This is a genomic window from Streptomyces sp. NPDC086835 (assembly GCF_044745705.1).
Lineage (GTDB): Bacteria > Actinomycetota > Actinomycetes > Streptomycetales > Streptomycetaceae > Streptomyces.
Window position 1 is genome coordinate 389,638 of the sequence record NZ_JBIVAU010000004.1, and the last position, 20,717, is coordinate 410,354.

21 protein-coding genes and 1 tRNA gene are annotated in these 20,717 nt (G+C 71.0%); 10 read left to right on the forward strand and 12 right to left on the reverse strand.

Annotated features, from left to right (window positions below; all coding sequences use genetic code 11):
• Positions 1–53: 53 nt before the first annotated feature.
• Entirely contained in the window at positions 54–1,106 is a 1,053-nt protein-coding gene (locus tag ACIPJI_RS16885) for a P1 family peptidase (RefSeq protein ID WP_356619026.1), read from the reverse strand.
• Between the two features lie 172 nt (positions 1,107–1,278).
• On the opposite strand from ACIPJI_RS16885, the gene ACIPJI_RS16890 reads away from it, so the two are divergent.
• Entirely contained in the window at positions 1,279–1,485 is a 207-nt protein-coding gene (locus tag ACIPJI_RS16890) for a hypothetical protein (RefSeq protein WP_005316407.1), read from the forward strand.
• Positions 1,486–1,529: 44 nt separating this feature from the next.
• On the opposite strand, the gene ACIPJI_RS16895 is transcribed toward ACIPJI_RS16890, so the two are convergent.
• From ACIPJI_RS16895 to ACIPJI_RS16920, 6 genes are all read right to left on the reverse strand, one after another.
• The gene (locus tag ACIPJI_RS16895) at positions 1,530–2,048 is read right to left on the reverse strand and encodes an MscL family protein (RefSeq protein WP_307710390.1); all 519 of its coding nucleotides are present in this window, start codon (positions 2,046–2,048) and stop codon (positions 1,530–1,532) included.
• Between the two features lie 123 nt (positions 2,049–2,171).
• The gene (locus ACIPJI_RS16900) at positions 2,172–2,615 is read right to left on the reverse strand and encodes a hypothetical protein (protein WP_402246982.1); all 444 of its coding nucleotides are present in this window, start codon (positions 2,613–2,615) and stop codon (positions 2,172–2,174) included.
• 425 nt (positions 2,616–3,040) lie between these two features.
• Positions 3,041–3,904: an S-methyl-5'-thioadenosine phosphorylase gene (locus ACIPJI_RS16905; RefSeq protein ID WP_307706887.1), complete on the reverse strand. Its 864-nt coding sequence runs from the start codon at positions 3,902–3,904 to the stop codon at positions 3,041–3,043.
• 81 nt (positions 3,905–3,985) lie between these two features.
• Positions 3,986–4,312, reverse strand: coding sequence for an FmdB family zinc ribbon protein (locus ACIPJI_RS16910; protein WP_356618517.1), 327 nt, complete (start codon positions 4,310–4,312; stop codon positions 3,986–3,988).
• Between the two features lie 68 nt (positions 4,313–4,380).
• Entirely contained in the window at positions 4,381–5,652 is a 1,272-nt protein-coding gene (locus ACIPJI_RS16915; protein WP_402246985.1) for an MFS transporter, read from the reverse strand.
• Positions 5,653–5,937: 285 nt separating this feature from the next.
• Positions 5,938–7,449, reverse strand: coding sequence for a potassium/proton antiporter (locus ACIPJI_RS16920; protein ID WP_356619024.1), 1,512 nt, complete (start codon positions 7,447–7,449; stop codon positions 5,938–5,940).
• 216 nt (positions 7,450–7,665) lie between these two features.
• Between ACIPJI_RS16920 and ACIPJI_RS16925 the strand changes: the two genes are divergently transcribed.
• The gene (locus tag ACIPJI_RS16925) at positions 7,666–10,491 is read left to right on the forward strand and encodes a penicillin acylase family protein (protein ID WP_402246987.1); all 2,826 of its coding nucleotides are present in this window, start codon (positions 7,666–7,668) and stop codon (positions 10,489–10,491) included.
• On the opposite strand, the gene ACIPJI_RS16930 is transcribed toward ACIPJI_RS16925, so the two are convergent.
• Positions 10,457–11,074 (reverse strand): 5-formyltetrahydrofolate cyclo-ligase, encoded by a 618-nt coding sequence (locus tag ACIPJI_RS16930; protein ID WP_402246989.1) that lies wholly within the window; start codon positions 11,072–11,074, stop codon positions 10,457–10,459. The two genes, ACIPJI_RS16925 and ACIPJI_RS16930, sit on opposite strands and share 35 nt — an antisense overlap.
• A 94-nt stretch (positions 11,075–11,168) precedes the next feature.
• Here ACIPJI_RS16930 and galU point away from each other — a divergent pair, with 94 nt between their 5' ends.
• The 7 genes from galU (at position 11,169) to ACIPJI_RS16965 (ending at position 16,596) form a co-directional block, all read left to right on the forward strand.
• Positions 11,169–12,095, forward strand: coding sequence for a UTP--glucose-1-phosphate uridylyltransferase GalU (galU, locus tag ACIPJI_RS16935; protein ID WP_307706882.1), 927 nt, complete (start codon positions 11,169–11,171; stop codon positions 12,093–12,095).
• 4 nt (positions 12,096–12,099) lie between these two features.
• Positions 12,100–13,401 (forward strand): gephyrin-like molybdotransferase Glp, encoded by a 1,302-nt coding sequence (gene glp, locus ACIPJI_RS16940; protein ID WP_402246991.1) that lies wholly within the window; start codon positions 12,100–12,102, stop codon positions 13,399–13,401.
• Positions 13,402–13,473: 72 nt separating this feature from the next.
• Entirely contained in the window at positions 13,474–13,983 is a 510-nt protein-coding gene (gene moaC, locus ACIPJI_RS16945; RefSeq protein ID WP_402246993.1) for a cyclic pyranopterin monophosphate synthase MoaC, read from the forward strand.
• The gene (locus ACIPJI_RS16950; RefSeq protein WP_307706879.1) at positions 13,980–14,486 is read left to right on the forward strand and encodes a molybdenum cofactor biosynthesis protein B; all 507 of its coding nucleotides are present in this window, start codon (positions 13,980–13,982) and stop codon (positions 14,484–14,486) included. Before moaC ends, ACIPJI_RS16950 begins: the two co-directional genes overlap by 4 nt.
• Complete coding sequence (locus ACIPJI_RS16955; protein WP_356618506.1) at positions 14,483–15,112, forward strand: GNAT family protein; 630 nt, start codon at positions 14,483–14,485, stop codon at positions 15,110–15,112. The genes ACIPJI_RS16950 and ACIPJI_RS16955 overlap by 4 nt, the downstream gene beginning before the upstream one ends.
• A 136-nt stretch (positions 15,113–15,248) precedes the next feature.
• Positions 15,249–16,367 carry a gephyrin-like molybdotransferase receptor GlpR gene (glpR, locus tag ACIPJI_RS16960; protein ID WP_402246995.1) on the forward strand — a complete coding sequence of 373 codons (1,119 nt, stop codon included), beginning with the start codon at positions 15,249–15,251 and terminating at the stop codon, positions 16,365–16,367.
• A gap of 155 nt (positions 16,368–16,522) precedes the next feature.
• Positions 16,523–16,596: transfer RNA gene (locus ACIPJI_RS16965), tRNA-Ala, on the forward strand.
• Positions 16,597–16,976: 380 nt separating this feature from the next.
• Here ACIPJI_RS16965 and ACIPJI_RS16970 read toward each other — a convergent pair.
• The 4 genes from ACIPJI_RS16970 to ACIPJI_RS16985 form a co-directional block, all read right to left on the reverse strand.
• Entirely contained in the window at positions 16,977–17,684 is a 708-nt protein-coding gene (locus ACIPJI_RS16970) for a cation transporter (protein WP_402246996.1), read from the reverse strand.
• A 1-nt stretch (position 17,685) separates the two neighbouring features.
• Positions 17,686–18,021, reverse strand: a complete 336-nt coding sequence (locus ACIPJI_RS16975; RefSeq protein ID WP_307706875.1) for a helix-turn-helix transcriptional regulator — start codon at positions 18,019–18,021, stop codon at positions 17,686–17,688.
• A gap of 168 nt (positions 18,022–18,189) precedes the next feature.
• Entirely contained in the window at positions 18,190–19,134 is a 945-nt protein-coding gene (locus ACIPJI_RS16980) for a trypsin-like serine peptidase (RefSeq protein WP_402246998.1), read from the reverse strand.
• Positions 19,135–19,244: 110 nt separating this feature from the next.
• A complete protein-coding gene (locus ACIPJI_RS16985) occupies positions 19,245–19,733 on the reverse strand; it encodes a GNAT family N-acetyltransferase (RefSeq protein WP_402247000.1) in 489 nt (162 codons plus the stop codon).
• A gap of 50 nt (positions 19,734–19,783) precedes the next feature.
• Here ACIPJI_RS16985 and ACIPJI_RS16990 point away from each other — a divergent pair, with 50 nt between their 5' ends.
• On the forward strand, positions 19,784–20,581 hold the full coding sequence (locus tag ACIPJI_RS16990; RefSeq protein ID WP_402247001.1) for an exodeoxyribonuclease III: 798 nt from the start codon (positions 19,784–19,786) through the stop codon (positions 20,579–20,581).
• The last annotated feature ends 136 nt before the right edge of the window (positions 20,582–20,717 follow it).

Sequence of the window (20,717 nt, forward strand, 5' to 3'; positions counted from 1 at the left end):
AAGGGGCGCGTGGCAGAAGTTCCCGCGCGCCCCCAACTCGGCTGTCCGATACGTCAGTCGATGCCGTACAACTCCCCGTACGACGGAAAGCTGCCGCCCGGTCCGTCGACGCTCGCGGCGGATCTCACGGCGTGCACGATCGCCCGCGTCACCATGTCGGCGCCCGCGGCGAGAACGTCGTTCAGCGCGAGCGGATTGCCTGCGGCGAGCGCCACCGAGCCCGTGGCCAGCGCGAACACCGTGTCGCCGTCGTTGAGGAGGTGCACGGGCCGCACGGCGCGCGCGATGCCGTCGTGCGCCGTCCCCGCGAGCTTGTGCGCCTGTGCGCGGGTGAGGTCGGCGTCGGTGGCCACGACGGCGAGGGTGGTGTTCAGGGGCGGGGGCCCGTTCTTCTCGCGCGCCTCGGTCAGACGCAGCTGCGCCGCGGTGTGCACAGCGGTGGAGGGAATCGCCGCGCGGTCCACGCCTTCAGTGATCAATTCGCCGTACAGTGCGCCGGTCCCGGGGTCGACGGCCGAGCCCACCGCGTTCGCCACGACCAGTGCCGCCACGGTGATGCCGGACTCGAGGACAGTGCTCGCCGTGCCGACACCGCCCTTGAAGTGGCCGATCACCGCGCCGGTACCGGCACCGACCGCACCTGCCTCCACCGGCACGCCCTCCGCGGTGGCGGCAGCCGCCTCCACCGCGGCCCGGCCTGTGGAGGCGTCCGGCCGCGCGGACCAGTCGCCGCCGCGGCCCAGGTCGAAGACGCACGCCGCCGGCACGACGGGCACGACCTGCGAGGGGTCAGGGCCGACCCGTACGCCCCGGCCCTGTTCCTCGAGCCACGCCATCACCCCCGCGGCCGACTCGAGCCCGAACGCGCTGCCGCCGGTCAGGACGACCGCCTCGATGCGCTGGACGACATTGCGCGGATCGAGCGCGTCGGTCTCCCGCGTACCGGGCCCACCGCCCCTGACGTCCACGGCCGCGACCACTCCGCCCTCCGGCGCGAGGACGACGGTCGTGCCGCTGAGCGCCCCGTCTCCGGCGACCTGTGCGTGACCGACCCGCAGACCCGCCACATCCGTGAGGCCGTCGGTCGGCCCGTCAGTCCTCTTCATAACGACCATGTCTGCCAGATTAGTTGGGCGGGCCGTGCGCGGCGGCGGTCGCGCAGCCGCGCGGCGCAGACTCGACCGGGGCTCCAGCCGGTCTCGAATCCGGCGCCCGGTCTCCGCGATTCCGGTGCCGATCAGGTGACGACAGGGGGTACCTCGGCCGTACCCTGGAGGTATGAGGACCGCCCCCGCCCCCGGACCGCGTGATGCGAAGCAGCCCGGACAGCAACGACCCGAGCCGAGGCTGATCTTCGACGATCCGCTGGACCAGCAATCGGCGGACGATACGGACCGTGGGTGGGGCGAGCGGCCTCCCGCGAGCAGTGACAGCGCCGCTGATCTCGCGCGCTTCCTCGACGAGAAGCCGCCGCACCACATCTGAGCCGTACGAGACATCCGAGCCGGACAAGTCCCGAGGGGCCGTCGTCAGCGACCGGCGCCGGGTTCCGGTGCGCCGGCAGGACCGGAGTCGTTGCTGGTGGCAGTCGAGCCGGCACGGCGCTGTGTCACCAGGGCGTCGCGGATCTGCTCCAGCACCTCCAGCTCGGTCACCTCGCGGGTCTCCTGCACCCCCTCCTTCGCCTTCTGCGCCGCCACGCGGCGGGCGAGGTACTTCGACATGGGCAGCACCATGAGGAAGTAGACGACGGCAGCGGTGATCAGGAACTGCAGCGTCGCGCCGAGCACCGATCCCCACATGATCTGGATGCCCTGCATCTCGCCGTCGGGGCCGACCTTGCACGGCGCCTTCAGGCAGGAGCTGTAGGCATCCAGGTCCTTCGTTCCGAACGCCCCGACCAGCGGGTTGATCACGCCCTTCACCACAGCGTTCACGATGTTGGTGAAAGCGGCACCGATGACGACGGCGACCGCCAGGTCGATCACGTTGCCACGGAGCAGGAAGGCTTTGAAGCCTTCGAGGACGCTCGGCTTCTTCTCGCTCACGAATGAGCCTCTCTTCATACATGTAGTGCAGGAGGGGGACGGCTCGGCAACTTACGGCAGCGTCCGGCCTCCTTGTCCAATCCACAGTCGCTATGGAGTTACCCGGGGCCACGCCAGTGCGAGTCAGCACACCGTCACCACCAGCCGGGAGGTCGCCCCCGCGCCGGCCAGCTCCGCCGCCGTGGCGCGCGGTACGGACAGCACGACGAGGGCGCCGCCGTCCCCGGAGTCCTCGCTCCCGACGGGGACCTCGGTCACCCGGACCCCGGATGCCACGACCTTCGCCGCAACCGCCCCTTCGCTTCCTGCCGCGGGAGGGTCGGCGGCCGCGATGACGTCGACGCGGTCCCCGGGCCGCAGGAGCCGCACCGTAGCCGCGTCCGCGATGCGCACGGGCGCGGACACGAGCTCGGTGGCAGGACGCGGTTCGCGTGCCGGGGACGCGGCAGCCGGCACACCGGTGCCCGGACCGCCTTGCGTCTGATGCCCCGGCCCGCCCGCGACGTCGGCTCCCCGGGCCGTCGACGCGGCGAGCGCCGCGGCCGTCACCGCCAGGCCCGCGGCCATGGTTCGCCGCTGCCGCCACAGCGCTCGGCGAAGCCGCTGCGCCCCGCCGCGGACCCGAAGCGGGGCGAAGGGCGGCACGCCCAACGGCTCCGGCGCGGGAGAAGGGGGAGGGGAGGAGTGCACGAAGGACATGTCGCACCGCCTGTCGCGAGGAGTGGCCCGGGCCCTGCGCCCGTGACCGACCGCTCATCACGATCCACGTTCCGGCGCAGGCCTGCCGAAGCCTGTGGACAGAGCGACGTATGTGGACAAGTCGCTCACCGGAAAGAGTGCTCAAGCGCGAGCGACCCGCCCTGCGACCAAGCAGCCTCGCCCCGGCGACGCGATTTCGCAGCCCGCCACCGCGGCACGACCTCGCAGCCCGCCACCGCGGCACGACCTCGCAGCCCGGCGACGGGGGCGCCCCGCCCCGCGACCCCGCCCCGCTACGGCAGGGTGATGCCCGGGTCCATCCCCGCCAGCGCGTTGCCGCACGCGCAGTCGCGCTCGTCGTTCGACGGCAGACCGGCGACCGCGTCGAACAGGACCGTCCGCAGCCGGTCGACATTGGCCGCGAACACCTTCAGCACCTCTTCGTGCGAGACGCCCTCGCCCGCTTCGGCGCCGGCGTCCAGGTCGGTGACCAGCGCGATCGAGGTGTAGCAGAGCTCGAGCTCCCGGGCGAGTACGGCCTCGGGGTGCCCGGTCATGCCGACCACCGACCAGCCCATCGCCGCGTGCCACCGGGACTCGGCCCGGGTCGAGAAGCGGGGCCCCTCGACGACCACCAGCGTCCCGCCGTCCACCGGCTCCCAGTCGCGTCCGCGCGCCGCGTCCAGCGCGGTCCTGCGCCCCCGCGGGCAGTACGGATCGGCAGGCGACACGTGCACCACGTTGGGGACGGTCCGGTCGGGAAGCGGCAGGCCGTCGAAGTAGGTCTGCGCCCGCGCCTTCGTCCGGTCCACGAACTGGTCGGGCACGAGCAGCGTGCCGGGGCCGTACTCGGGCACCAGGCCCCCGACCGCGCACGGGGCGAGCACCTGGCGGACGCCGACGGAACGCAGCGCCCAGAGGTTGGCGCGGTAGTTGATGCGGTGCGGCGGCAGGTGGTGGCCGCGCCCGTGACGGGGAAGGAAGGCGACCCGCCGGCCCGCGACGTCACCGATGAACAGGGAGTCGCTGGGCGGACCGTAGGGGGTCTCGACCTCGATCTCGGTGACGTCCTCCAGGAAGGAGTAGAAACCCGAGCCGCCGATCACACCGATCTCCGCCGGTCCGGCCGCTTCGCTTGCGTTCGACTTGGTCGCCATGACGATCACAGTAGCCGCAGGCGCACATGCCAAGAACCCCGCCGTGGTCATGTGCCGGGCGGGGTCTCGGAAACGTAGGAATCAGGCTGCGGAGCCGGATGCGCTCGACGTGCTCGAGGACGAGGAGGAAGCCGTCGAGGAGGCGGCCGGGGACGACGCCTTCGTGTCCGACGAGGACTTCGTGCCCGTCGACGACGAGGAGGTCGACGCGGGCGAGCTGCTCGACGACGAGCCGCGGCTGTCGTTGCGGTAGAAGCCAGAACCCTTGAAGACGATGCCGACCGCTGAGAACACCTTCTTCAGGCGTCCGTCACAGCTGGGGCATACGGTCAGGGCGTCATCGGTGAACTTCTGCACCGCCTCGAGGCCCTCGCCGCATTCGGTGCACTGGTACTGGTAGGTCGGCACTTGTCTTCCTCCTGGCACTCTCACTCGATGAGTGCTAACGACGATCCATAGTGACGTATTCCGCGGAATCAGTCCACTGTCACCGGCACTCGGTGACCGATCCCACGCGCCGCGACCCGTCCGGAGGTACGCGGCGTGAGACGCGAACGCAGTGTCACCAGGGTGATCAGCGCGAGCGCGGTGCCCACCAGCGGCACGGCGAATCCGGCGCTTGAGCCGTACTCGTCGGCCAGCTGTCCGGCCACCGTCACGGCGGCCGCCTGGCCCAGCGCCACCGCGCCCGTCAGCCAGGTGAAGGCCTCGGTGCGGGCGGAGGCCGGTACGAGCGAGTCGACGAGGGTATAGCCGGTGATCAGCGCGGGGGCGATGAAGAGGCCGACGATCAGGCCCAGCGCCCCGAGCAGCACCACGGAATGAGCCGTCCACAGGACGGACGCGGCGAGGGTGAGGCCCGCGTAACCGAGCACCAGCCTGCGGCGCGGCCCGGTCTTCCAGGCGATGGCGCCGACGGCGACGCCGGCCAGCATGTTGCCGGCGGCGAAGAGGCCGTACAGCAGCCCGTTCATACCGGGCTGCCCGATCTCCTCGGTGAACGCGGTCAGCGAGACCTGCATGCCCCCGAAGACGGAACCGATGCCGAGGAAGGCCACCGCCAGGACCCGCACGCCGGGCACGGACAGCGCGGAGATGCGCTTGACCTGGGCGTCGGCGAGGGAGTTGCCGTGGGCCGGCTGGGTGCGGTGCTGGGCGGCGAACAGCAGTCCGCCGACCAGGGTGAGCGCGGACTCGGCGATCAGACCGGCCGCCGGGTGGACGCCGGTGCACAGCGCGGTGGCGAGGACAGGTCCCACCACGAACGTGAACTCGTCCGTCACGGACTCGAAGGCCGCGGCGGTCGACATCAGCGGCGAGCCCTGGAGGCGCGCCGCCCAGCGGGCCCGCACCATCGGGCCGACCTGAGGAACGGAGGCGCCGGTCGGCACGGCCGCGGCGAACAGCGCCCACAGGGGGGCGCCGGTGAGGGCCAGCGTGGTGAGCGCGGCGCCTGAAACCGTGTGCACGAGCACGCCCGGCACCAGCACGGCGCGCTGGCCGAAGCGGTCGGCGAGCTTGCCGCTCTGCGGCGCGAACAGCGCCATGGATACGCCGGTGACGGCTGCGACGGCGCCTGCGCTGCCGTACGAGCCGGTGGTGTGCTGGACGAGCAGGACGATGCCGATGGTGAGCATCGCGAAGGGCTGCCGGGCGGCGAACCCGGGAAGCAGGAATGTCCAAGCCCCTGCGGTACGGAGCAGTTGCCCGTAACCAGGACGCTTGCCAGAAGCGACCGTGGACTCCACGGTCCTTGCCTTTCTGCCGCCTGGTAGCGCTCCCCTGGGTGTCGGGAGCCGCCGAGAGCTGTCCTCTTGCGCGGAACTGCGGTAGATACCGGGGCCCACAGCGAGGGACTCCGCGGCCGCCATACGGTCGCGCCAGCTCTGCGTCAGGCAGAGTTGGTCGATCAGTGTGCCTTCATGGTACAGGGACTTTCCCTGTCACGTCCTGGGAAATGACAGGGATCACCTCATGTATTCCTGTGATTCACGGAGCGATCAACGGCTGGACCCGCTGATCCGGCCCGCCGGTCACAGGTGCCGGCGACGTGTGCCGCCCCCTGTGCCCAGCCAGCCCGCGAGCTTTCCGCCCTGGGCGACCGCCCGCAGGCGTCGCTCGGCGGCGTCCCGCACGGGGTCGGTCGCCACCACGAGAAGCTCGTCGCCGTGCCGCAGCACCGTCGAGGGCAGCGGTACGAAGCTCTTGCCGTCGCGGACGACCAGGGTGACGGCGGAGCCGGACGGCAGCCGCAGCTCCGCGACCTCCACGCCGTGCATCTTGGATCCTTCGGGGACCTCGACCGAGAGCAGGTGCCCGCGCAGCCGCTCCAGAGGCGCGGACTCGATGCCGAGGTCGGCGGCCTCCGAGGTGTCGCCGAGCCGCAGCCGCCTCGCGAGCCAGGGGAGGGTGGGCCCCTGCACCAGGGTGTAGACGACCACCAGGACGAAGACGATGTTGAAGATCCGGTCGTTGCCCTCGACTCCCGAGACCATGGGGATGGTCGCGAAAATAATGGGCACCGCGCCGCGGAGGCCGGCCCACGACATCAGCACCTGTTCCTGCCACGGGATGCGGAAGGGCAGAAGGCTGACGAAGACTCCGACCGGGCGCGCGACCACGGTCAGCATCAGGCCGACGATCACCGCCGGCCAGAAGTCGCGGAGCAGCTCGTGCGGCGTCACCAGCAGGCCGAGCAGGACGAACATGCCGATCTGGGCCAGCCAGCCGAGCCCTTCGGCGAAACCGCGATTGGCCGGGGAGTGCGGCAGTTTGGCGTTGCCGAGGACCATCGAGGCGAGATAGACGGCGAGGAAGCCGCTGCCGTGCGCCATGGCGCCGGCCGCGTACGCCATGACCGCGATCGCCATGACGGCGATCGGGTAGAGGCCGGAGGCGGGCAGGGCCACATGCCGTAGGGCGTACGCGCCGAGCCAGCCGGTCGCGAGTCCGACGACCGCGCCGATCGCCAGCTCCAGCGCGATCTCACCGACTAGCATGTACCAGGCGTCGATCGGCCCGGTCGTGGAGAACGCCACCACCAGGATCACGACGGGGGCGTCGTTGAAGCCGGATTCCGCCTCGAGCGCTCCGGTCACCCGGGAAGGCAGCGGCACCTTGCGCAGCACCGAGAAGACCGCGGCGGCGTCGGTCGACGAGACGACCGCGCCGACGATCAGGGCCTGCTGCCACGGGAGCCCCACCAGATAGTGGGCGGCGGCGGCCGTGACGCCCACGCTCACCGCGACACCGACCGTCGCCAGTGCGGCGGCCGCGGGCAGCGCGGGCCTGATCTCTTTCCACTTCGTGCCGAGTCCACCTTCGGCGAGGATCACCACGAGGGCGCCGTAGCCGATCACCTGCGTCAGTTCGGCGTCGTCGAACTGGACGTCGAGCAGGCCGTCCTGGCCGATGGCGATCCCGATGCCGAGATACAGCAGCAGGCTGGGAAGCCCGCTGCGCGAGGACACGCGCACAGCCGCCACGGCGACGAGCAGGACGAGCGAGCAGATGAGCAGGAGTTCGTTGAGCTGGTGGACAGTCAGTGGCCGATCCTTCCCCTCGCGCCTCGCGGCCGGCTCTTCGTACCGGCGGGCGACACTTCGTTACCTTACCTAATCTTTAACGCTTCCTTGACGGTGGGATGATCTGTTTGTCTGTGGACGAGGGTGCCTTGTGGATACCGCGTCCGGGCGGGTCGGGCGCTGCGCCTAGAGTTGCCTCAGCATTCCCAGGACCACCCTGCCCCTCGAAGGACAGCGATGCCCGCCAACACAACCGCCTCTTCCCCCAAGAAGAAGAAGGGGCGACGCGCCCGTCTGCTCGTGCTCGTCCTGGTGCTGGCCCTCGTGGCGGGCGTCGGCTACGGGGCGTACTGGAGCATCAGTACGGTGCGTGCCTCCTTCCCGCAGACCACCGGGTCGATCCAACTCGAAGGGCTCGGCGGCAAGGTCGAGGTCAAGCGGGACGACCACGGCATCCCGCAGATCTACGCGGACACCGACGAGGACCTCTTCCGCGCCCAGGGATTCGTCCAGGCGCAGGACCGCTTCTGGGAGATGGACGTCCGCCGGCACATGACCTCCGGCCGGCTCTCGGAGATGTTCGGCTCCGGACAGGTCGGGACGGACGCCTTCCTCCGCACGCTCGGCTGGCGCCACGTCGCGCAGCAGGAGTACGACACCAAGCTCTCCGCGGAGACGAAGAAGTTCCTCCAGGCCTATTCGGAAGGCGTCAACGCCTACCTCAAGGGGCGCTCCGCCGAGGAGATCTCGGTCGAGTACGCGGCGCTGTCCTTCACCAACAACTACAAGCCCGAGCCGTGGTCGCCGGTCGACTCGGTGGCCTGGCTCAAGGCGATGGCCTGGGACCTGCGCGGGAACATGGAGGACGAGATCGACCGCTCCCTGCTGACCAGCAGGCTGAGCGAGAAGCAGATCAAGGACCTCTACCCGTCCTATCCGTTCGAGCGCAACAAGCCGATCGTGCAGGAGGGCGGCATCAGCCAGGCCACCGGGAAGTTCGACCCGGCGGCCAAGCCCTCCGACCTCGAGGACGGCTCCACCGGCGGAAACACGGGCGACGGCACGGGCTTCGGTGACGGCACCGGAACCGGCGACGGCACCGGCACGGGAACCGGCAGCGCCGGCGGTGCCGGGGACGCGGCCTCCGGAGCGAGCTCTCAGCTGGCAGCGCTCTCCGACGCCCTCGACGCGGTCCCCGCTCTTCTGGGCCCCAGCGGCAACGGCATCGGGTCCAACTCCTGGGTGGTCGACGGCAAGTACACGACCACCGGCAAGCCCCTGCTGGCCAACGACCCGCACCTCGCGCCCCAGCTGCCCTCGCTCTGGTACCAGATGGGCCTGCACTGCCGTGAGACCTCCGCGAAGTGCCGCTACGACGTCGCGGGCTACACCTTCTCCGGCATGCCCGGTGTGATAATCGGCCACAACCAGGACATCGCGTGGGGCTTCACCAACCTCGGCGCCGACGTCACCGACCTCTACCTGGAGAAGCTCACCGGCGACAGCTACATCGTCGGCGACGAGGAGAAGCAGCTGACCACCCGCAAGGAGGTCATCAAGGTCGCGGGCGGCGCCAGCAAGACGATCACGGTCCGCTCCACCGGGCACGGCCCCCTGGTCTCCGACCGCAGCGAAGAGCTGGAGAAGGTCGGCCAGAAGGCGCCCGTGTCCAACGCCGCGCCCGACCGCGCCTCCGGCTACGGAGTCGCCCTGCAGTGGACCGCCCTCCAGCCGGGCAGGACCATGGACGCCGTCTTCGAGCTCAACCGGGCCAAGGACTTCCAGAGCTTCCGCAAGGCCTCGCAGAAGTTCGAGGTCCCCTCGCAGAACCTGGTCTACGCCGACACCAAGGGCAACATCGGCTACCAGGCCCCGGGCCGGATCCCGGTCCGCGCCCAGGGTGACGGCTCCACCCCCGCGCCCGGCTGGGACCCGGCGTACAAGTGGACCGACTACATCCCCTTCGACGAGCTGCCGTACGAGTACAACCCCGAGCGCGGCTACATCGTCACCGCCAACCAGGCCGTCATCGACGCGGAGAAGTACCCGTACCTGATCACCAAGGACTACGGCTACGGCGCCCGTAGCCAGCGGATCAACGACCTCATCGAGTCGAAGATCCAGGGCGGCGGCAAGATCTCGACCGAAGACATGCGCACCATGCAGACGGACAACAGCAGCGAGATCGCGAAGCTGCTCACGCCCTACCTGCTGAAGATCGACATCTCTGACCCGTACGTCCGCGAGGCACAGAAGCTGCTCGAGGGCTGGGACTACACCCAGGAACCGGACTCCGGCGCCGCCGCGTACTTCAACGCGGTGTGGCGGAACGTCCTCAAGCTGGCGTTCGGCAACAAGCTCCCCAAGGAGCTGCGCGTCGAGGGCGAGTGCCTCAGCGTCCGCCCCGCCGACAGCACGGCCCCGGACGACGACCTCGAGGAGCGGGTGCGCGAGTGCGGCCGGCGTGACGCCGACTCGGCCCAGCCCGACGGTGGCGACCGCTGGTTCGAGGTGGTGCGACGGCTGCTGAAGGACGAGGACAACACCTGGTGGCAGTCGCCCAGGACCCGTACGGAGCAGGCGACCGACACCCGCGACGAGCTGCTCGGCCGTGCGATGGCGGACGCCCGCTGGGAGCTGACGGCCAGGCTCGGCAAGGACGCCTCCAGCTGGAGCTGGGGCCGCCTGCACCAGCTCACCTTGAAGAACCAGACGCTGGGCACGGACGGCCCGGGCTTCCTGCAGACCATGCTCAACCGCGGCCCGTGGAACCTCGGCGGCGGCGAGGCCGCGGTGAACGCCACAGGCTGGAACGCGGCAGGCGGGTACGAGGTCGTCTGGGTGCCCTCCATGCGGATGGTGGTCAACGTCGGCGAGTGGGACGAGTCCCGGTGGATCAACCTCACCGGCGCCTCGGGCCACGCGTACAACGCGCACTACACCGACCAGACCGACATGTGGGCCGACGGCGAGCTGCTGGACTGGGCCTACAGCCCGAAGGCGGTGTCGGCCGGCACCGCCGACACGCTCACCCTCGTTCCTCCGGGCTTCTCCGTGCCGTGAACCGGGTGACGCCGTCGGGCGTCACCACCGCGTGAACGGGGTGGTCGTGCGGTTCCACCGGGACCTGCTCGACCACCTCGTTCGCGTGCAGGAGCACCACGAGCGCCGGGTCCGCGCCAGCGGCGGCGAGACGGGCGAGGACGCGGTCGTACGAACCGCCGCCGCGCCCGAGCCGCATGCCCCGGGCGTCCACGGCCAGTCCGGGCAGCAGCACGGCGTCGGCCGTGAGGACCGCCTCCGGACCGAGCCGTTCCCCGTCCGGCTCCAGGAGTCCGCGTCCGGCGCGCTCCAGGTGGTCCGCTCCCCGGTACACCCCCCAGTCCAGGTCGTTGTCGCCCAGCAGCACGGGCAGCAGGACACGTACTCCTCTGGAGAGCAGCGCGTCGAGCAGCGCGCGTGTGCCGGGCTCGCGCCCGACGGACACGTAGGCGGCGATGGTGCCGGCGTCCGCGAGCTCGGGGAGACGCAGAGCGTGCCGTGCGAGAACCGCGGCGGTCTCTGTCACGTCCTTCGTGGACAGGAGCCGTCGTGCGCCGAGCAATTCGGCCCGCAGCACGCTCTTTTCCGACATGTCGGCGTTCATTGCCCACCCGTAAATGTGTTGTACACGTCTTTGTGAGGACGAAGTTAACCGGAGTATCATCTTCCGCCCATACTCAGCGGATATGGTGCTCCGCATGACTCAGTCGCACCCCAGGATCAGCAAGGCTGTCATCCCAGCCGCAGGCCTCGGCACCCGGTTCCTGCCTGCCACGAAAGCCACGCCCAAAGAGATGCTGCCTGTGGTCGACAAGCCGGCGATCCAGTACGTGGTCGAGGAGGCCGTCGCGGCCGGCCTCTCCGACGTACTGATGATCACGGGACGCAACAAGCGCCCGCTCGAGGACCACTTCGACCGCAACTACGAGCTCGAGGAGGCGCTCTCCCGCAAGGGTGACGCCGGCAGGCTCGCGAAGGTCCAGGAGTCCAGCGACCTCGCGACCATGCACTACGTGCGCCAGGGCGACCCGCGCGGGCTCGGCCACGCCGTGCTGTGCGCCGAGCCGCACGTCGGCGACCAGCCCTTCGCGGTCCTTCTCGGCGACGACCTGATCGACCCGCGCGACCCCCTGCTCGCCCGCATGGTCGAGGTGCAGGAGCGCGAGGGCGGCAGCGTCATCGCGCTGATGGAGGTCGACCCGTCCCAGATCCACCTCTACGGCTGCGCCGCCGTGAAGCCCACCGGCGACAGCGATGTCGTCAAGATCACCGACCTGGTGGAGAAGCCGGAGACCGCGGACGCGCCCAGCAACCTGGCGATCATCGGCCGCTACGTCCTCGACCCCGCCGTCTTCGGCGTACTGCGGGAGACGGAGCCGGGCCGCGGCGGCGAGATCCAGCTCACCGACGCTCTCCAGAAGCTCACGGAGGCGGACCAGTCGGCCGCCGCCACGGAGGGGAGCTCCGGCGGCCCGGTCCACGGAGTGATCTTCAAGGGCCGCCGCTACGACACCGGTGACCGGGGCGACTATCTGCGTGCCATTGTCAGACTCGCGTGCGAACGTGAGGACCTGGGCCCGGAGTTCCGGGACTGGCTTCGCAGTTTTGTGACCGAGGAGATGTAGGACCGTGAGCAGCACGACCTGGTCGGTGGACGACCACCTTGAGGACATCCTCGCCGCGATCCGCCCGCTCGACCCGATCGAGCTTCAGCTGCCGGACGCCCAGGGCTGTGTCCTCGTGGAGGACGTCACCGTCCCCGTCGCGCTGCCACCGTTCGACAACAGCTCCATGGACGGGTACGCGGTCCGCGTCGCCGATGTCGCGGGCGCGACGGAGGAGTTCCCCTCCGTCCTGACCGTCATCGGGGACGTGGCCGCCGGCAGCGGCGGCCTGCCCACCGTCGGCCCCGGCCAGGCCGCCCGCATCATGACCGGAGCCCCGCTGCCGCCCGGCGCGCAGGCCGTGGTCCCCGTGGAGTGGACCGACGGCGGCACCGGCGGGGGAGCGGCCAAGACGATGCGCCCCGCCGGCGAGGACCCGGCGGGCGCGAGCGGCGAGGTCCGCGTCCACCGGTCCGTCGAGGAGCGTGCGCATGTGCGCGCCCGGGGCAGCGACGTGCAGGCCGGTGACCTGGCCCTCGCGGCGGGCACGGTCCTCGGCCCGCCCCAGATCGGCCTGCTCGCCGCGATCGGCCGCGGCACCGTGCGGGTCCGCCCCCGGCCCCGCGTGGTGGTCCTGTCCACCGGCAGCGAACTGGTCCAGCCCGGCGAGGAGTTGACCGAGGGCAGGATCTACGACTCCAACAGCTTCGCGCTCGCCGCCGCCGCGCGGGACGCGGGCGCGATCTCCTACCGTGTGGGCGCGGTCACCGACGACGCGGAGACCCTGCGCGCCACCATCGAGGACCAGCTCATCCGCGCCGATCTGCTGGTCACCACGGGCGGCGTCAGCGTCGGAGCGTACGACGTGGTCAAGGAGGCGCTCTCCTCGGTCGGCGACGAGGACGAGCCCGGCAGCGGGATCGACTTCCGCAAGCTCGCGATGCAGCCCGGCAAGCCGCAGGGCTTCGGCTCCATCGGCCCCGAGCACACGCCGCTGCTGGCCCTGCCCGGCAACCCGGTGTCGTCCTATGTCTCCTTCGAGTTGTTCGTCCGGCCCGCGATCCGCGCGCTCATGGGTCTGCCGGACGTGCACCGCCCCACCGCACGGGCCGTGCTCAAGGCGGACAAGGCGATCGGCTCCCCGGCCGGGAAGCGCCAGTTCCTCCGCGGCAGGTATGACGCGGAGGCCGGCAGCGTCACCCCCGTCGGCGGCTCGGGGTCCCATCTGATCGCGGCGCTCGCCCATGCCGACTGCCTGATCGTCGTCCCGGAGTCCGACACCTCGGTGGAGCCCGGCACGGAGGTCGGCGTGGTCCTCCTGGGCTGACCGGGCCCCTGTGGCGGTACCGTGTCTGACCACACAGGCCCTCACGGGACCGGACCGGGAGCACAGGCGCACATGAGTACGCAAGGCAGGCTGACGCACATCGACGAGGCGGGGGCGGCCCGCATGGTCGACGTATCCGGGAAGGACGTCACCGCCCGCACCGCGCGCGCCACCGGCCGCGTCCTGGTCTCGCCGTACGTCGTGGAGCTGCTGCGCGGCGAGGGTGTCCCCAAGGGCGACGCGCTCGCCACGGCGCGGATCGCCGGGATCATGGGCGCGAAGCGCACGCCCGACCTGATCCCGCTCTGCCACCCCCTCGCCGTCTCCGGCGTGAAGCTCGATCTGTCGGTCGCCGACGACGCGGTCGAGATCGCCGCCACCGTGAAGACGACGGACCGCACGGGCGTGGAGATGGAGGCGCTCACGGCGGTCTCCGTCGCTGCTCTCACGGTCGTGGACATGGTCAAGGCCGTCGACAAGGCGGCGGTGATCACCGACATCCGCGTCGAGGAGAAGACGGGCGGCAAGTCCGGCGACTGGACCCGCGGAGGACACGAGCGAGCAGAAGGAGCGCAGGCATGACCGCCTCCCACGCCACGGCCCCGTACCGCGCGCTCGTGGTCACCGCCTCCAACCGGGCGGCGGCCGGGGTGTACGAGGACACCGGCGGCCCGCTCATCGCCGAGAAGCTCACCGCGATGGGCTTCGCCGTGGACGGCCCCCGGGTCGTCCCCGACGGAGACCCGGTCGGCGAGGCGCTGCGCGACGGAGTGGCCGACCGGTACGACGTCATCGTCACCACGGGCGGCACGGGCGTCTCGCCCACCGACCGCACGCCCGAGGTGACCCGCGCCCTCCTCGACCACGAGGTCCCCGGCATCCCGGAGGCGATCCGCGCGTACGGGCGCGAGAAGGTGCCCACCGCCGTGCTCTCGCGCGGTGTCGCCGGAGTCGCCGGCCGCACCCTGATCGTCAACCTCCCCGGCTCCACCGGGGGCGTGCGGGACGGGCTCGCGGTGCTGGAGCAGATCCTGCGCCATGCCGTCGACCAGTTGCGCGGCGGCGACCATCCCAGCCCGTCATGAGCGTCAGCTGGCCGGTCGTCCTGGTGGACGGTGACATCACCCTCCGCCCCATAAAGCTGCGTGACCAGCGCACCTGGCGTGAGGTCAACCGGCGCAACCGCGACTGGCTGCGTCCCTGGGAGGCGACGATCCCGCCCCCGGCGCCGGGCGGGCCGCTCATCCAGCGGCCGACGTACCGGCAGATGGTCCGCCATCTGCGCGCGGAGGCGAACGCGGGCCGGATGCTGCCGTTCGTGATCGAGTACCAGGGCAGGCTCGTCGGGCAGCTGACCGTGGCCGGGATCACCTGGGGCTCGATGTGCTCCGGTCATGTCGGCTACTGGGTCGATCGGAGCATCGCCGGCCGCGGGGTCATGCCGACGGCTGTCGCCCTGGCCGTGGACCACTGTTTCCGCTCGGTCGGTCTGCACCGCATCGAGGTCTGCATTCGGCCCGAGAACGGACCGAGCCGCCGCGTGGTGGAGAAACTCGGATTCCGCGAAGAGGGCCTGCGGCCCCGTTATCTCCACATCGACGGCGCCTGGCGGGACCACCTGGTGTTCGCCCTGACGGCCGAGGAGGTGCCGGACGGGCTGCTCAACCGCTGGCACCAGGCACGACCCGGAACCGCCCGGGAAATAAAATAGGTGTTCGAAATTGGTCAGTGGTAGCCGTGAACCGATCTGAACAATCACAAAAAAAGTCCGTGATATCAGCCAGATCGTGCGACACACCGGGCCAATTGGCGGATGCCCTTGTGCAAATCCCTCTACGGTGTGTTGCGTGAGCAGCAGCGGCCTCATCTACGCAGTCATCGTCGGGGCCTGGGCCGCCTACTTGGTGCCGATGTGGCTCCGCAGGCAGGACGAGCTGAACGAAGCCCGTCCGACGGAACGCTTCTCCACCGCCATCCGGCTGCTGTCCGGACGAGCGGCGATGGAGCGCCGGTACGCCAAGGAGCTGCGGGAACGCACCGCTGAGCAGCCCGAGCACGACGTGGACCCGGAAGCTGACACGGACCGTTTGAGTTCCGTGGACGTCCGGGCCTTCGCCGCGCCCCGCACCGAAGTCCGCCGGGACGTGCCCGAGGACACCGAGCAGGAGACGGACCGGCCCGCCGGCCGGACCCCCGCCCGGCGCCCCGCCCCACGCCGCCGGTCCGACCGTGCCGCGGCCGCCGAGCGCGCGCGGCGCAGCAAGGTCCTTGCCCGGCGCAGACGGACGACCACCGTCCTGTTCCTCGCCTTCACCCTCGGCGCGGTGGTCGCCGCGGTCGGCGGACTGGCGCTCCTGTGGGCGCCCGCCCTGCCGGCCGTGCTCCTCAGCGCCTACATCATGCAGATGCGGGCCCAGGAGCGGCGTCGCTTCGCGTTCACCATGGACCGGCGGCGGGCGGAGGCCGCGGCGCAGCGGCTGCGCGAGAACCGCCCGCGCCGCCACCAGCCGACGCCGGCCGAGGCCGAGCCGGGGGACGGGCCCATGGAGCAGGCCGAGGACGCCGAGCCCGAGCCCGCGCCGAAGCTCTCCCCGCAGGAGGCGGGCCGCCGTGCGCTGGTCGAGCAGACCGATCACGCGGAATGGGTGGACCAGCAGCGCCAGCGCGGCCCCGTGACCGGCGACAGCTGGGAGCCGGTGCCGGTCCCGCTGCCCACGTACGTCACCGCTCCGGTCGCGCCGCGCGCGTCGAGCGGCGTCGACGTCAGCGACCCGGAGACCTGGAGCGCGGCCCGCTCCTCGGTGGCCGAGCCGGCGCCCGCCCCGCGCGAGACACCGGACCCGGAGGCCGGCGCCGCGCCGGGCCGCCGTACTCCTTCCCAGTCCCGCCGCGCCCGCGACCGGGGCCGCACCCCGCTCTTCGACCAGTACGCGGACGAGGACCGGCCGCGCGCCGCCAACGAGTGACACCACCGTCGGAACGAGACCGCCCGGGGGTGCTGCCGACGACCGGCAGCGCCCCCGGGCGTCGTCCGTGACCAGCAAGAAGACCGGCCGGGTGACCAGCGGGGAACGGATTTCCAAGCACCCCGATCGGGATGCTAGAGTTTCACTCGTTGCAAGGGCCTGTGGCGCAGTCTGGTAGCGCACCTCGTTCGCATCGAGGGGGTCTGGGGTTCAAATCCCCACAGGTCCACCGCAGCTGAGAGCCCCTGTCGGATTCGTCCGACAGGGGCTCTCGCCTGTCGTGCCGCAGCGAGATACCGCAACTGGCCCTGATCTTGCGCGCCGACATGCTCGCCGAGCTCCCCGCGGGCTCCTGCGCGTCGCCTCGGACGGGATGTTGGGTGTCACCTCCGTCGTGACCGCCGCGACCTAGCTGTGCCGAGGATCTGCATGGCGATCCGGAGGTGCACGTCCAGGCGCGAGGGGTGTTGCCCGACGGGCAGGTCCACGAACTGCCCGAGTCGCGGCACGCCTACGGGCCCCGCTCTGTCGTCCCCATGGCCGCTCCCGCCCAAGCCCGCCCCGTCGGCGTCGTGTTGAACGTCAGCCGCGCCGGTCGACCCGGGCAGTTCAGGAGCAGCAGTCGCAGCCGGGGCGGCAGCCGCAGGCGTCGGCGTCCTGGTCGGGCAGGGGGGCCGTGACCGGCGTCGCGCAGCAGCCCTTGCCCTGCCAGGCGTCGCGGCCCTCCTTGACGGCGATGGCCGCGATGGCCAGGGCGGCGACGGGGTCGGCCCAGGACCAGCCGAGCGTGGCGTTGAGGACGAGGCCGACGAGGAGCACGGCGGACAGGTAGGTGCAGAGCAGGGTCTGCTTGGAGTCGGCGACCGCGCTGGCGGAGCCGAGTTCGCGGCCGGCGCGGCGTTGTGCGGCGGACAGGAACGGCATGATCGCCAGCGACAGGGCTGCGATGACGATGCCGGGGACGGAGCGGTCCGCCTCGCCGGTACCGGCCAGGGCACGCACGGCGTCGACGCCGACGTAGGCCGCGAGGGCGAAGAAGGAGACGGAGATGATCCGCAGGGTGGTCTTCTCGCGCGCCTCGCGTGCCGCATGATCGCGGGCGGAGAACTGCCAGGCGACCGCCGTGGCCGAGGAGACCTCGATGACGGAGTCCAGGCCGAAGCCGATCAGCGCGGACGAGGAGGCGAGCGTGCCGGCGGTGAGGGCGACTGCCGCCTCGACGGCGTTGTAGGCGATGGTCGCGGCGACCAGGAGTCGTATGCGCTTGGTGAGGGCGTCGCGGCGCGCGGGGGACGGCCCGAGGGATATCGCGGTCATCTCAGCAGCAGTCCTTCGTCCGAGCGGCCGGGCAGGTCTTGTCCGCCTCGACCGCCAGCACGGCGGTGCGCAGGTCGTCGAGGGCGTGGCCGAGACGTTCGTCGGCCAGCTCGTAGCGGGTACGGCGCCCGTCCGGCACGGCGACGACAAGGCCGCAGTCACGCAGGCACGCCAGATGGTTCGACAGCCTCGTGCGCGAGATCTGGAGGGTGTCAGCGAGGTCGGAGGGGTGGGCCGGGGCCTCGCGCAGGGCGAGCAGGATGCGGCAGCGAATCGGGTCGGCAAGGGCACGGCCGAAGCGGGTGAGGGCGTCGAGGCCGGTGGCGAGGCTCAGCATGGACGGGACGGTACAGGAATTCTTGAATCCAGGAAATCCTGAACTTACTTCCCCTGCACTTTCCGGACGACCCGGCCACACTCCTCGCATGAAGGACCCCGCCCGATCCGTCGGACCGGGCGGGGTCTCTTCCTTGTCCCGGAGCCGCTCAGCCGCTCCCGGAGTCCGTCAGGACACCTGTGCCTTGTCGTAGACGGCCTTCGCCTCCGGCCCGAAGTACGGGCCGAACATGCGGTTCGGCAGGAACGTGTAGCCGAAGCTGTTGACGGAGACCTGGAGACCCGTCCCGGTGGATTCGTTGAAGGACTCGAACCACGGGCCGCCGCTGGAGCCTCCCGTCATGTTGCAACCGAGGCTGTGGTCCTTGGAGAAGAGGAAGTCCTTCGAGCTGTTGCCGCTGCAGTGGGTGAGTTTGGAGCCGTCGTACGGGGCGGCGGCCGGGAAGCCGAAGGCGTACATCGCCTTGTTGTAGCCGCCGTTGAACTTCAGGCCCTGGGCGCCGACGGTCTGGCTGAGTGTCTTGCCGTTCAGCGGGGCGACGACGGCGGCGCCCACGTCGTAGTTGATGTCCTCGTTCGCCGCCCACTGGTCCGTGGCGAGCGTCTTGGTCGCGCTCCACTGGCCGTACGGCGCCTGGCCGTTGTCGTAGCCGGGGACGAAGACCCAGTTGGTGTGCCAGGAGCCCTGGTACTTCACGCAGTGGCCGGCCGTCATGACCGTGCTGCCGTTGGTGCTCGTGACCGAGTTGCCGGAGCAGGAGGCGGTACGGCCCTGGAAGGTGAAGAACACACGGCCGGAGGTCTTCACCACGGAACCGCCGCCCGTCCACGGGCCGCCGGCCTGCGGGAAGGCCGTGGGCCGCACGACCGTCTCCTCGACGGCCGGTGACGCGGGTGCACGGAAGGAGCCGGGTGTGGCGCGTATCACGTCGAGCGGGGTGGCGTTGCGCATCCGCTCGGCGGTCCAGAAGCCCTTGGCCGCCTGCTCGGGAGCGAAGGACACGGGAGTGGGGGAGGGGGGCGGGGCGGCGCCGGCGGAGGTGGCGGACAGCGCCCCGGCGAGCAGGGCGCCGACAGCGGTCAGGACCGAGGCGGCAAAGCGGTGGCGTCTCACGCATGTCTCCTTCTGCCGTGCCCGCCCGCGGGATGCCTCGGGCGGGGTGGGGGACAGGACGGTGCGGATCGACGTGCGTGAGGCAGGGTGCCACGAAACGCGCAATTATGTCAGGGGCGCGTCAAAGACTTCGCCATGCAGAGGCTGCTCTCGTACTCCCGGTAGTGGCCGAATTTCGCGCACGGCACGTAGCCGCTGGAGGTGTACAGCGCGATCGCCTCCGGCTGCATGTCCCCGGTCTCCAGCACCATGCGGGTCCGGCCGGCAGCGCGGGCGTCCTCCTCCAGTGCCGCCAGGATGCGGCGGGCGAGACCGAGGCCGCGTGCCTCCGGGACCACGTACATGCGCTTCAGCTCGGCGTCGCCGTCCGAGTACCCCTCCGGGTTCTCGTTCTGGGTGCGCCAGCCGCCGGTCGCCAGTGGGCGGTCCTGGTCGTCGTAGGCGATGAGATACAGGCCACTCGGCGGGACGAACATCGAGGCGTCGAGCGGCGTCGCGTCGCCTTCGTCGTCCCCGTAACGCTCCACGTATTCCAGCTGGACCTGGTCATTGAGCTTCACGGCGTCCGGGTGGTCGAAGCCCACAGTTCTGACATGCATGCCCAGAAGCGTACGTGTATGCGAATGGTGTCGGCCGGTATGGTGCCGGGATGCTCACCGTGTCCAGCGTGAATGTGAACGGTCTCCGTGCCGCCGCGAAAAAGGGCTTCGTCGAGTGGCTGGCCACCACCGCTGCCGACGTGATCTGCCTCCAGGAGGTACGCGCCGAGGCCGAGCAGCTCCCCCCGGAGGTCCGGAACCCCGAGGGCTGGTTCACGGTGCACGCTCCCGCGGCGGCGAAGGGCCGTGCCGGCGTCTCCCTCTACACGCGGCGCGAACCGGACGCGGTGCGCATCGGGTTCGGCTCGAGCGAGTTCGACGGCAGCGGGCGGTACGTCGAGGCCGACCTGCCCGGTGTCACGGTGGCGAGCCTGTATCTGCCGTCCGGCGAGGTCGGCACGGAGCGCCAGGACGAGAAGATGCGCTTCATGAGCGAGTTCCTGCCGTACCTGAAGGAACTGCGGGCCCGGTCGGCGGCGGACGGCCGCGAGGTCGTGGTCTGCGGCGACTGGAACATCGCCCACCAGGAGGCCGACCTCAAGAACTGGAAGGCCAACAGGAAGAGCTCCGGCTTCCTCCCCGAGGAGCGGGAGTGGCTCGGCCGGGTCTTCTCCGAGGCGGAGTACGTGGACGTGGTCCGCGGCCTCCACCCGGACCAGGAAGGCCCGTACACCTGGTGGTCCTACCGCGGGCGCGCCTTCGACAACGACACGGGCTGGCGCATCGACTACCAGGTGGCGACGGACGGTCTGGCGCGCCGCGCGGTGAAGGCGTGGGTGGAGCGGGCGGCGACGCACGGCGAACGCTGGTCGGACCACGCGCCGGTGACGGCCGTCTACGAGAACTGACACCCGCGGGTACGGCCGGGGCGTCGCGCCACGGCCGGCACCCCCGGGGTCAGGTCGTGCCCCGGCGCGCGGCCCGCGGCAGCGCGCACGACAAAGGCGCACCCGCCGTGTCGCGGGTGCGCCCTTCGTCGGTGGT